The organism is Niallia sp. HCP3S3_B10 (assembly GCF_052064465.1).
Classification (GTDB): Bacteria; Bacillota; Bacilli; order Bacillales; family Cytobacillaceae; genus Niallia; species Niallia hominis.
The window spans coordinates 39,904-53,016 of record NZ_JBQHVO010000036.1 but is presented as its reverse complement, the minus strand read 5'-3'; the positions used below and the strand labels follow the sequence as shown (position 1 = coordinate 53,016).

Genomic DNA, 13,113 nt, shown 5'->3' with positions numbered 1-13,113 from the left:
ACTACCGCGCTTGCGTTTGGTTGGCGGTCTAACGACCACCAACCAAACCAGAGGGTAAATTATTTTCTACCCACAAACATTTTACTCATACTAGAAAAGCACTAAAAGAGAAATGTTTATTCTTCATAAATCATTTTTACTGTCATACCGCCATCTACCATTAAATTCGTACCAGTGATAAAGTCGTTTTGTGGGTTTGTTAAAAAGAGACAGGCTCTTGATATATCCTCTGGTTTCCCTACTCTTTTTGATAAATGTTGTTCATGATCGATTTCACCGAGATTATTATAGTCTTTTGTTTCAATCCAGCCTGGTGAAATGCTATTTACGGTTATATGTGCCTCTGCAAGACTATTCGCTAATGCATGAGTAATGGCCATAATGCCACCTTTGCTTGCACTATAGCTTTCTGTATTTGGCTCAGACATATAAGCTCTACTAGAAGACATATTAATAATGGAGCCACCGTTCTTTTGGTCACGCATGATTTTGGCCACTTCTCTTGAACAGAGAAATACGCTTCTAAGATTCGTATTTAGGACATCATCCCATTCCTCGATTGATAACTCGTAGAAGGATTTAAAAATCCCTTTTCCTACATTATTAATCAGAATATCAATTTTTCCAAATGTATTTTTAGTCATGTGAACCAAATGAATAATCTCCGCTTCGTTTCGGACATCTGTTTTAATAAATAATGCTTTCTCTTTTGCATCAAGCTGTTCAAGAAGTTGATTTCCTTGAGATTCATCTATATCTGCTAGAACAACATATGCCCCTTCTTGTATATAGGCTGTTGCAATCGCACTTCCGATTCCATTGCTAGCACCTGTAACAATCACAACTTTATCTTTAAACAAAAGAATCTACCTCCCTATATATAAATGAAAAGTATCTATATTAATAAAAAAACGATAAAAAAAGCAAGCTAATTTCTCAGCCTGCCTTTTTTGCTTTTATTGTTCAGTGATTTCTACTTTTTCCATTACATCGCCATTTTTCATCGCTTTAACTGTAGACATACCAGAAGTAACTTGTCCAAATACAGTGTGAACACCATTTAAATGTGGCTGAGGCTCGTGAACGATAAAGAATTGGCTGCCGCCTGTGTCACGACCTGCATGTGCCATAGAAAGTGAGCCTTCTACGTGTTTATGAGGATTTCCAACAGTTTCACATTTAATTGTGTAACCAGGACCACCTGTTCCATTACCGTTTGGATCTCCACCTTGGCTCACGAAACCAGGAATGACGCGGTGGAATGTTAGACCGTTATAGAACCCTTTATTAATAAGTTCTACAAAGTTAGCTACTGTTCCAGGAGCTTCATTTGGATATAATTCAAATTCGATGTTTTCGCCATTTTGCATTAATATGTATCCTTTTGTTGCCATGTTTACCATCTCCTTAATTCAAAATCAGCTTTTATCATATCATCTTTTGCTTAAGAAAGAAAATAAAACGTTTATTTCCTGATTCATTCTTTTACTTTTTCAGGTTCCTCGTAATCAATTCCTTTTGTATCAACTGTAACTTTTTTCATTTTTATCTCTTTTAGAGGTTTGTCCAGCTCATCTCTATCTGCTGCTACAATCTTATCAACTACATCCATTCCTTCTATTACCTTACCAAATGGTGCATATTGGCCATCCAAATGGGGGGCATCTGCTACCATAATAAAGAATTGAGAGCCTGCTGAGTCTGGCATTTGAGATCTTGCCATACTAAGGACGCCTCTTTCATGCTTTAAATCGTTCTCAAAGCCATTCTCTGAAAATTCTCCTTTGATGGAATACCCTGGATCACCTGTTCCATTTCCATTTGGATCTCCACCTTGGATCATAAAATCAGGAATTACTCGATGGAAAATCAATCCATCATAAAAGCCTTTATTGATTAATGAAATAAAGTTATTCACTGTATTAGGCGCTTTATCAGGATATAATTCTGCTACAATTTTGGAATCATCCTCCATTGTAATGGTTACAATTGGGTAATCCTCTGGAGATATAGTGTTACTTTTTGCTTTATTCTCTTCATTTTTTGGTGCGGTATCCTCCTGTGTTCCACATCCTGTCAGCAATAATAGCAAGGAAGCACAAAATACAATCATTATCGATCCAGTCCGTTTTGTTAGCACTATGAGACTCCTCCTTTACTCCGTTACCTTCCCATTTTAGCGAAATCTTTCTTTTTATACAATAAATAACCTATTTAGGAAAAAAGGGGCTGGGACAAAACTAAATAACTAACTTTTAAAGACGAACAATCTCTAATTCTGCTCTTAAATAAAGCTACTTTCTCATGGATCTAAGTTTTTAAATATAGTCAAGTGTAAAACTAAGTCGTTCCATTGCGCTACGGACGCTCGCTTTCCGCGGGGAGGAAGCTGAGTCTCCTCGCATACGCTGCGGGGTCTCAGCCTTTCCTCTATTTCCCGCAGGAGTCGAGCGTCCTCCGCTCCATTACACTTCGTTTTTAAACCTTTTTCCAAAATAATAAACACAAATATTCATGCGATTAGCCGCGTAAAAATTCGTGTTTATTATTGGTTGAAATGCTTATGTCCCAGCCTCTTTTTACGCAAAATAATTTAAAAGATAAGATGCTAGATAGGGTGAATGGATGCGAATTGCTAAAGATGGTGGTTTACTGCCATTGACCAATTCTATCGGAAAGCCAAACCAAACAACTTTATGATCGATAATTACCACAGGAAAGGGAATTTCAGGTGTAGTAACGATTTTCGCTTTAGAAAAAATATGTTTCCATTCTTGATTTAAAGTTTCCTTCGAATGGGGAATAGATACGAATATCTCTTTTTGTGAACGAGTCAAATCTTTTGTTAATAAATCAATTCTTTGCCCATGTGTCCAATAAAGTTTGGGATTCTTTTGCTTAATCCATTCGCCAATATGTTGGTTAGTAACAACTTTATTAATTTGTTCTTGGTGATTGATAAGCTGACGAATCGTTTTGCGGTGATCAATCATTGTTTTGATAAAGCTTCTATTGGCAATATGAATAAATTTCCCTTTTGCTCTACTAATTGCCACATTGATAAGCCGTTCACTCTCTTTTCCAGTTAAAAGCATTCCAGGACGAGAAAAAGAAGGAGCTTCTACACTGTCAAATACAATAACATCTCTTTCGCTCCCTTGAAAACGATGAACGGTAGCTACTATTAAACGCTTATCAGCCATTGCTTCTGGGAAAAATTCGATTGCCATTGCTTCCATTATTTCCGCCTGTGCCCTGTAAGGTGTAACATAGCCAATACTTGCTTCTTTTTCCTTTAAAGACTCTTGGATTACTTGTAAGGCAAGTAAAAGATGTATATAATTCATTCGTGATTTAGAGGCTTTTTCAAAAGTTGCATAGGACCCAAAATGACTAGAATCTAATAACACACTGGCATTATCCTTAAAGGGCGATTGAGCAGCGATTGGTTTCCTCTTTTTTTCGACGTTCTTATAATCTCCTACTAATGAATGATAGATATATTTATTTGTAAATTCAGAGATGGATGGATGCATTCTTCTTTGCTCATTTAACAATAAAAGCTGTGGATGCATGGAGGAAGTATGTACTGTATCAGCTACTCCCGTTGCATGGAAGACATCTTCCTTTAACCATCTGTCTACAATAGCATGGCGGCTCGAGGCAATTGGAGGTAATTGCTTGAAGTCACCGCATATGATGATTCTCTTTGCAAGAGATGCGGAAAATGCCACCTGTGGGATATATGCCATGCTTGCTTCATCCACGATAACTAAATCATACTCATCTTCATAAATAGCTGGGTCTGTCGCAGCCTTTGCTAAGGTGGTCCCGACTATTTTCGCTTTTTGTACAAACTGTACTTCTCTTTTGCGGATTTTTTCCATTACACTTGCCAGTTTCTCTTCCATTTCTAAGAGCTGGGAAGAATCTCTAATTGTAAATGCATTGGCAAGATCAGATTTAAGCTTTTGCTTTTCTTCGATAAACTGTTGCCTTTGTTTTGCTAGATCCATATCTTTATTATCTAGCAAAGAGCTAGAAGTAATTTGCTCTTGTTCCAGATTGCCATTACTGCTATTTCCCCCGTATCGTAGGATATCTCCCAGTTTAAAACGGTCTTTTTCTTTAATGGTTGTAGTTATTTCTGTTAGTAGTACATCCACTGCTTGATTACTTTGCGCTAGAACAAGAATTCTTTTTCCTTTCCAATAACGTTGTAATGCTACTCTTGCTAGCGTATAGGTTTTCCCAGTTCCCGGTGGTCCCCATACAAAGGAGACAGGATTATATTTACACCTTAATGAAAGCTCATGGACATGATTTTTCAGCTCTTCTGTAGGATGCTTTGTTGCATCATTTGGACGCATCAATTTTACAATTCTGCTAAGCTTTCGTTTATTCTTTTTAATCGAATCAAAGCGAATTTGTAGCTGTTCTAGAAGCTCCCAAGGATCATGGGACAAATAGGCTTCAGCTATATACTCGCCAATCATCTTTTCCAAAATGACAAGAAGGCTCTTTCCATCTGCCGATAATACTCGCCCTTTTACTGCAAGAGATCCCCAGTGAAGGATTACATTTGAGCCAATAGGAACTTTTAAATTGCCGATACTTTCAAAATAATAAGTAAAATCATTCTCTGTATTTAATCGTATTCCATTATATAAAGCCACTTTAGATTGGCCGAATTTTTTTAAATGATTTATTTCTATTTGAAGTGCTTGCTGCCATTCTTTAATCGTCTTAATAATATTTGTCATTCCACTAATTCCTTTATAAAAAATCGATTGTATAATTATAACACTTATAAAAAAAGAAGGATAGAAAATGGAGTACTCCTTTTCTATCCTTCTTTTTAGCAGTTATCCTTCTGTTTTTCTATATATGCATCTATTTTTGTATCTAATCGTTCTAAGCTTTTCAATGCTCTTTCCTTTGTTATCGTGCGATAGTGATGATGTCCTCCAGGCTCTTCATCCTTTTCATCTGCCAATTTTACGATTTTTTGTAAAGGAGAGAGTATGACGGAGCCTCCTGGAATAAAACTATCGGTATGAAAAAGGACAGCTAATGCGATTTCTTTCGCTTTTACAGGATTTTCACCTAAACGAATTAATAACTTATGCGCTCTTTCTGCTCCTTTAATTGGATGAATGTCATTTTGTCTATATAATTTATAATCCCATTTCCCATCTTTATACCAAGTGTAATGACCCATGTCATGTAAAAATCCGGCTTTAGCTGCATTATCGACATCGACATTTGATTCTTTTGCCATTTCAAAAGCATGATAAGCAACTGCCAGAGCATGAGCTAAACCTGAACGTGTAATATATTTTTGAGCAATATGGTGGTTATAAATATCGATAAGTTTAACATCTCTCATCTCCGACACTTCCTTTCTTTATTTGAACCCATAACTTAATATGTTTGTGCAGGTCTGTTGCTATTAATTAAACCTATTCTCCTTTTTCGCTACGATGACACATGGGCTAAAGCTATTACTTTTCCATCTAGCGTCCATTGTTTTGCATTTATAAAAAAACACCCAAAATGGGTTAATGTTTCATTCCTTCCTCGCACCTTTAAAAAAGTATTTTTCCTATTATATTATATTTTTAATAAAATGATAATAAAAAACACCTAAATAAGGATGAAAACTTGAAACCAAGTTTTAGTTATATTTGTTTTAATGATATTTTGTTTTTAAATTTTTATAATATTTTGAATGCGTAAAATTTAATGGGATATTCTCGTAAATTTACTAGCTGGGAAAGTTTTTTATAAAGGCTATTTTCCACTCAATTTATATATTTTGCTCAAAATAGTTCCATTTTAACAAGACTATAATTCAATCATTAAAAATTGCACGCCTAGCTAAGAAGAGAGATTATATGTATATTATTATCTTTTATTTCATTCATAGGATAAAAAAAAGATGTGATAGAGCTTTCTATCACATCTTTTTTCTTAAGCATTAACAGTTGGTAGAATCGAAGCACCCATCAAGTATTCATCTACTTTTCTAGCTGCTTCTCTTCCTTCATTAATTGCCCAAACAATTAAGCTTTGTCCTCTGCGGGCATCACCTGCTGCGAAAACACCTTCAAGATTTGTTTCAAAATCACCGTATGCTGCAGCAACTTTTCGATTCATTGTTTCAATACCAAAGTGCTTTAATACTGGCTGTTCAGGACCTTCAAAGCCAATTGCGATAAAAACTAACTGTGCTGGCCATACTTTTTCTGTTCCGGGAATTTCTTTGAAAATAAATGTCCCATCTTCTTGCTTTATTTTTTCCATTGATACAGTGTGTAATTCTTTTAATTTACCATTATCGTCTTTTACCATCTTCTTCGTCTGAATTCCATACTGTCTAGGATCTTCCCCAAACTTCTGTTCCGCTTCTTCGTATGCATATTCTAATGTAAAAACATTTGGTGCTGCTGGCCACATATTATCACTTGTGCGCATTAGCCCAAGCTTAGGATGTTTACCAAATTGGACGACGCTTTTACAGTTTTGGCGAAGAGCTGTTGCGACACAATCAGCTCCTGTATCTCCCCCACCAATAACAATGACATCCTTGCCTTCTGCATCAATAAAGTTTCTATCTCTCAAATTAGAATCTAGCAAACTTTTGGTTACACCTGATAAATAGTCCATAGCAAAGTGCACACCTTCTGCATCTCTACCTTCCATTACTAAATCTCTTTGCTTTTGAGCACCAGTACAAAGAATCACAGCATCATAGTTTTCTCTTAATTCTTTTGCAGTTATATCTTTTCCTACTTCTGTATTGGTAATAAAATCAATACCTTCTTGGGTAAGAAGCTTAATTCTACGCTCTACGTCTTTTTTCTCTATTTTCATATTTGGAATACCATACATTAATAACCCACCTGGTCTATCTGCTCTTTCATAAACGGTTACAGAATGGCCAGCTTGATTTAATTGATCTGCACTAGCAAGTCCTGCTGGACCAGACCCAATGATGGCTATCTTTTTTCCTGTTCTCTTTTGAGGAATTCGTGGTTGGATCCACCCGTTTGCAAACCCCTTATCGATAATAGTACGTTCGATATTCTTAATCGCAACAGCTGGATCAGAGATTGCAACTGTACAAGAACCTTCACATGGAGCTGGACATGCACTACCAGTGAATTCTGGAAAGTTATTTGTCTTTAATAATCTGTCTAATGCTTCTTTCCATCTCCCTTTATATACAAGGTCATTCCACTCAGGGATTAAGTTATGGATCGGGCAGCCAGATGTGCTTCCGGCAATTTCCATTCCAATATGGCAGAATGGTGTAGCACAATCCATACATCTTGCTCCTTGTCTTTCTAGTACCTCATCAGCGAAAGGAGCAGAATATTTTTTATAATCTTTTAGGCGGGAAAGCGGATTTCTCTCTTCCGCTTCCTCCCGTTTAAATTCCATGAAACCAGTTGCTTTACCCATTCTGTTCTCTCCTTTCTACTGCACTAATACGGTTATTTTATCTGATTGTTTTTTTTTGTCTTGTTTGGAATTATTCTCAAATGCTTCCATGGAAGCTGCTTCTTCTGATAATCCACTTTCTAGTCCTTTTTGGATGTTTGCAATCATTCGTTTATAGTCTTTCGGAATTACTTTAACAAACTGTTGTACATAATTTTCCCAATTAGCAAGTACTTGTTGACCTACTAAGCTATCTGTTTCTACCACATGTTTTTCAATTAGTCCTTGTATTCTCTCTATTTCTGCTCGATCTTCTAGCGCTTCAAAAATAATCATTTCTTTATTGCATAATGTTTTGAATTGGTCTGCGTCTTTCGATAATACATAGGCTATGCCACCAGACATACCAGCTGCAAAGTTTTTACCCACATCTCCTAAAATAACAACTTCTCCACCAGTCATATATTCTAAGCCATGGTCGCCAATGCCTTCTACGACAATATTTGCACCACTGTTACGTACGGCAAATCGCTCTCCTGCTTTTCCATTTATAAATGCTTCTCCACCTGTCGCACCGTAAAATGCTACATTGCCAATAATAACATTATCTTTTGCTGTATAAGAATTTATCGCTGATGCTTTAGCAACAATTCTCCCACCGGATAGCCCTTTTCCGATGTAGTCATTCGCATCTCCTGTTAAATAAAGACTCATACCTTTAGGGATAAACGCGCCGAAGCTTTGACCTGCTGATCCGGTGAAATGAAGATTAATTGTATTTTCTGGTAATCCAGATTCTCCGTAATGCCTTGAAATTTCGCTACCTACAATGGTACCTGTAACTCGATTTGTGTTTCGGATTGTATAATGTAAATCTAATGTTTCCTTGTTTTTTATCGCATTTTGAACTGCTGGTAGAATCTTCTGTATGTCTAAGCTTTCATCAATCTTGTGATTTTGCGGTGTTTGGAATGTTCTTGGACCATCCACTTTATATAATAGCTTAGATAAATCTAAGTCCTTCGCTTTCCAATGCGTTTTCGCTTCTTTGCTAACAGTAAGCACATCTGTTCTTCCGACCATTTCTTCTACTGTGCGGAATCCTAACTGTGCCATTAGCTCACGTACCTCTTCTGCAACAAAGCGCATAAAGTTTACGATATGATTAGGATCTCCAGCAAATTTATATCGCAATTCTGGATTTTGTGTTGCAATTCCAACTGGACAAGTATCTAAATGACATGCACGCATCATCACACAACCCATTACAATTAACGGAGCTGTTGCAAAACCAAATTCTTCTGCTCCCATCAAGGCTGCAAGAACAACATCTTTTCCTGTCATTAACTTCCCATCTGTTTCAAGGACGACTCGACTTCGTAAACCGTTCAACATTAATGTCTGATGGGCTTCTGCTAAACCAAGCTCCCATGGAAGACCAGTATGTTTAATACTTGTTTTAGGCGATGCTCCTGTTCCCCCATCATAACCACTCACTACTATAACATCGGCAGCACCTTTGGCAACACCTGCTGCAATAGTTCCAATTCCACCTTTTGAAACTAATTTAACGGAAATGCGTGCATCTCTATTCGCGTTTTTAAGATCATGGATAAGCTGTGCTAAATCTTCAATGGAATAGATATCATGGTGTGGTGGAGGAGAAATTAATCCTACACCTGGCGTTGAGCCACGTACTTCTGCAACCCATGGATATACTTTATTTCCAGGCAACTGTCCGCCTTCACCAGGCTTTGCACCTTGGGCCATTTTAATCTGCAATTCTTTCGCATTGATTAAATAATGACTTTTAACTCCGAATCGACCAGAGGCGATTTGTTTAATATTGCTTCTCCGATTATCGCCATTTTCATCCATTGTATAACGGGATGGATCTTCTCCACCTTCTCCACTATTGCTGCTTGCACCTAATCGGTTCATCGCGATTGCCAATGTTTCATGGGCTTCTTTACTTAGAGAACCAAATGACATAGCTCCTGTTTTAAATCTTTTAACAATGGAATCAACAGATTCCACTTCATTAATATCAATCGGCCGTCTTGATGGATCAAAAGCAAATAAATTACGCAAGAAACTCATGCTTTCCTCATTAGCCGCTTCAGAAAATTGTTTAAATAATCCGTAGTCACCTTGTCGACATGCCCACTGTAACGTATGGATTGTTTTTGGATTAAAAGCATGGTGTTCCCCGCCTTTTCTCCATTGGAAATCACTTCCAGAATCTAATGTTTCATCGATTGATTCTTGATAGCCTAATAAATGCCTTTTTGTTGCTTCTTCCGCAATAATATCTAATCCGATACCACCTAGCTGAGAAACAGTGCCAGTAAAGTATTGATCAATTACTTCTTTGCCAATCCCGACTGCTTCAAAAATTTGTGCACCACGATAGCTTTGTACAGTAGAAATACCCATTTTAGACATTACTTTTACTACGCCTTCTGTAACTACTGTATTGTATCGCGCTACAATTTCTTCATAGGAAAGGGATAAGATGCCATCCTCTACTGCTTGATTATATGTCGCATATACCAAATATGGATTAATAGCATCCGCACCGAATCCAATTAGACTCGCAAAATGGTGTACTTCTCGAACTTCGCCAGACTCTACAATAATACTTGCCTTCGTACGAAGTCCTTTTTTAATTAAATCTTGATGCAAAGCACTAACAGCAAGTAGAACAGGAATAGCTTTTTCTTCTCTATTCATTGCACGATCAGATAAAATAAGCAATGATACACCTTGTGTGATAGCTTCTTCTGCCTTTTGCATAAGGTTGTTTAAACTTTCCTCTAAATTATCTGTAAATAAAGCATCTATTGTTCTAGCTGTAAACTCAAGTTTAGCATTGGTGCGTAATTGTTCAACATCGCCATTAGATAGAATCGGTGTTTTCAGTTGTATTCTATGACAATTGCTTTCATCTGGATGTAATAAATCACCTTCTGCACCTATCCAAGAAAGAGTCGAGGTTACTAGTTGTTCGCGAATTGCATCAATCGGCGGATTGGTTACTTGTGCAAATAATTGTTTGAAATAATTAAATAATGACTGTGGCTTATTAGATAATACAGCAAGCGGCGTGTCATTTCCCATTGATCCAATCGGGTCTTTTCCTTCTAATACAACTGGAATTAGATTTTTTTGCACATCTTCATACGTGTAACCGAAAGCTTTTTGCCTTGCAAGTAAATCAGCAAATGTCTCCGCCTTTTCTTCTATGTTTTCCTCTAAGCGCACAACTTCCTCTAGCCACTCTGTATATGGATGCTCAGAAGCAATCGAGTTTTTAAGCTCTTCATCGGAAACAATGCGTCCTTCTTCTAAATCAATCAACAGCATTTTACCAGGACTTAAGCGCTCTTTATAAAGAATATTTTCTTCTTCAACTGGAATAACGCCAACCTCTGAAGAGAAAATGATGTAATCATCTTTCGTGACATAATATCTTGCTGGGCGTAAGCCGTTACGATCAAGAATCGCGCCAATTTGTTTACCGTCTGTAAAAGTAATCGCCATTGGACCATCCCATGGTTCCATTAAGCTACTATGATATTCGTAAAAATCTCTTTTTTGTTTTGATAAATGCGGATTCTCGGTCCAAGGCTCTGGAATCATCATCATTGCCGCATGAGCCGGCGTGCGACCAGATAGAATAAAGAATTCTAATGCATTATCAAATACGGACGAGTCACTACCATTGGAATCTAAGATTGGTAACACTTTTTCTAAATCAGCTCCAAAAACCTCTGATGCAAATTGCTGCTCCCTTGCTTTCATCCAGTTAAAGTTGCCTCGTAATGTATTTATTTCTCCATTATGGATTAAATATCGATTTGGATGAGCTCTTTCCCAGCTAGGAAATGTATTTGTGCTGAAACGAGAATGTACAATTGCGAAAGCTGAAACAAATGCTGGGTCTTGCACATCTAAATAAAAGCTCTTCACTTGATCGGAAGTTAATAATCCTTTATAGACGATTGTGCTTGATGAGAGACTCGCAAAGTAAAATTCTTTTTCTTCCTCGCTTCCCCACTTTTCTGCTAGTTTTCTAATTATATATAATTTTCGTTCAAACGTTAACTTATCTTTATTTGATTGATTGGATTGAATGAATACTTGACGAATCACCGGACAACTTTCTTGTGCAACTTTTCCGATTTTTCTGAATTCGGTTGGGACAGTTCTCCAACCAAGAAGTACTTCTCCTATCTCTTCAATATATTCGTTAATCTTTGTTTCAATTTGATTTCGATTTGGGTCATCCTTTGAAAAAAAGACCATTCCAACTGCATATTTTCCACTCTCTGGTAGATTAATATCTGTTAATTCTTTTCGAAAGAAGGCATCTGGAATTTGTACCATTAATCCAGCACCGTCTCCTGTTAATGGATCACTACCTTGCCCACCACGGTGATCTAATTTACAAAGCATGCTTAATCCTTTTGTGACAATGTCGTGCGTCGCTTCCCCTTTTATATGAGCGTACAGTCCGATTCCACATGCATCATGTTCAAATTCCGGTCTATATAAGCCCTGCGCTTTTTCCATTTGGTTGTACGTCATTTCAACCACCCCTGTCAGATTTTCTAACAAATTTTTTTATTCAGATAATTCAATTATACTATACAAATTCATATGTACAATATATCATTTAGATAGAAACAATCTAAAAATGAGATAATTAAAAAGAAGGTCGATAAAAATGGAACTGAGACAACTAAAATATTTTATTGAAGTAGCGGAAAGGGAACATGTATCAGCCGCTGCGGAACATCTGCATGTTGCCCAATCTGCTGTTAGTCGTCAAATTGCTAACTTAGAAGATGAGTTAGGTGTGCAATTATTTGAGCGGGAGGGTAGAAACGTGAAACTGACTTCCATTGGAAAGATATTTCTAACCCATTCTCTTGCCATAGTCAAATCGGTTGACCGTGCCATTGAACAAGTAAATGCCTACTTGGATCCAGAAAGAGGCTCTATAAAAATTGGCTTTCCAACAAGTCTTGCAAGCCACTTACTACCAACGGTTATTTCTGCTTTCAAAGAAAAACATCCAAAAGTGAAATTCCAATTGCGGCAAGGATCCTATCATTTTTTAACAGAAGGGGTAAAAAATAGAGACTTAGATTTAGCCTTCTTGGGTCCAGTACCAACAGACGATTTTTTATTAACAGGAAACATATTGTTCACTGAAAAAATATTTGCTTTACTACCAAGTAATCATTTTTTAAGCGAAAGAAGATCCCTTCGCTTACGGGATTTACGCAATGATGAATTTGTTTTATTTCCGGAAGGCTATATTTTGCAAAAAATCGCTATTGACGCTTGCAAACAAGAAGGATTTTTACCGAATATAAATGCGGAAGGCGAAGATTTAGATGCGATTAAAGGATTGGTGTCTGCTGGTATGGGTGTAACACTACTGCCAGAAAGCACTTTTTATGATACTGTTCCAAAGTTTACGGTGAAAATACCAATTGAAGATCCGATAATTAATCGAACTGTCGGAATTATCGTTCCGAGCAATCGGGAATCTCCACCATCTGTCCAAACCTTTCGTCGATTTGTCATCGACTTTTTCACTATTTTAGAAAAATATCAATAATGGGATGGGATAAGGGTCTCAAACTTTTAGTTAAA

8 protein-coding genes are annotated in these 13,113 nt (G+C 37.0%); 1 reads left to right on the top strand and 7 read right to left on the bottom strand.

The genetic code is table 11. The features are described from left to right. Positions 1–116: 116 nt before the first annotated feature. The 7 genes from ACTNDN_RS15570 to gltB form a co-directional block, all read right to left on the bottom strand. Complete coding sequence (locus ACTNDN_RS15570; RefSeq protein ID WP_235251595.1) at positions 117–860, bottom strand: SDR family NAD(P)-dependent oxidoreductase; 744 nt, start codon at positions 858–860, stop codon at positions 117–119. A gap of 96 nt (positions 861–956) precedes the next feature. Beyond that, positions 957–1,394 carry a peptidylprolyl isomerase gene (locus ACTNDN_RS15565; RefSeq protein ID WP_031536519.1) on the bottom strand — a complete coding sequence of 146 codons (438 nt, stop codon included), beginning with the start codon at positions 1,392–1,394 and terminating at the stop codon, positions 957–959. A gap of 83 nt (positions 1,395–1,477) precedes the next feature. Beyond that, the gene (locus ACTNDN_RS15560) at positions 1,478–2,140 is read right to left on the bottom strand and encodes a peptidylprolyl isomerase (RefSeq protein ID WP_396953898.1); all 663 of its coding nucleotides are present in this window, start codon (positions 2,138–2,140) and stop codon (positions 1,478–1,480) included. A gap of 439 nt (positions 2,141–2,579) precedes the next feature. Further along, a complete protein-coding gene (locus tag ACTNDN_RS15555) occupies positions 2,580–4,763 on the bottom strand; it encodes an AAA domain-containing protein (RefSeq protein ID WP_441131416.1) in 2,184 nt (727 codons plus the stop codon). 95 nt (positions 4,764–4,858) lie between these two features. Then, on the bottom strand, positions 4,859–5,389 hold the full coding sequence (locus ACTNDN_RS15550; protein WP_031536522.1) for an HD domain-containing protein: 531 nt from the start codon (positions 5,387–5,389) through the stop codon (positions 4,859–4,861). Between the two features lie 584 nt (positions 5,390–5,973). Beyond that, a complete protein-coding gene (gene gltD / locus ACTNDN_RS15545; RefSeq protein WP_441131414.1) occupies positions 5,974–7,467 on the bottom strand; it encodes a glutamate synthase small subunit in 1,494 nt (497 codons plus the stop codon). Positions 7,468–7,482: 15 nt separating this feature from the next. Beyond that, positions 7,483–12,036 (bottom strand): glutamate synthase large subunit, encoded by a 4,554-nt coding sequence (gene gltB, locus ACTNDN_RS15540; protein ID WP_031536524.1) that lies wholly within the window; start codon positions 12,034–12,036, stop codon positions 7,483–7,485. A 139-nt stretch (positions 12,037–12,175) separates the two neighbouring features. Between gltB and ACTNDN_RS15535 the strand changes: the two genes are divergently transcribed. Then, positions 12,176–13,078 carry a LysR family transcriptional regulator gene (locus tag ACTNDN_RS15535; protein ID WP_031536525.1) on the top strand — a complete coding sequence of 301 codons (903 nt, stop codon included), beginning with the start codon at positions 12,176–12,178 and terminating at the stop codon, positions 13,076–13,078. Positions 13,079–13,113: the final 35 nt, after the last annotated feature.

What these genes read in the sequence shown, in the direction of transcription:
- gltD (WP_441131414.1), bottom strand. Translation starts at nt 7,467, where the DNA reads ATGGGTAAAGCAACTGGTTTCATGGAATTTAAACGGGAGGAAGCGGAA.
- ACTNDN_RS15555 (WP_441131416.1), bottom strand. Translation starts at nt 4,763, where the DNA reads ATGACAAATATTATTAAGACGATTAAAGAATGGCAGCAAGCACTTCAA.
- ACTNDN_RS15535 (WP_031536525.1), top strand. Translation starts at nt 12,176, where the DNA reads ATGGAACTGAGACAACTAAAATATTTTATTGAAGTAGCGGAAAGGGAA.
- ACTNDN_RS15565 (WP_031536519.1), bottom strand. Translation starts at nt 1,394, where the DNA reads ATGGCAACAAAAGGATACATATTAATGCAAAATGGCGAAAACATCGAA.
- ACTNDN_RS15550 (WP_031536522.1), bottom strand. Translation starts at nt 5,389, where the DNA reads ATGAGAGATGTTAAACTTATCGATATTTATAACCACCATATTGCTCAA.
- gltB (WP_031536524.1), bottom strand. Translation starts at nt 12,036, where the DNA reads ATGACGTACAACCAAATGGAAAAAGCGCAGGGCTTATATAGACCGGAA.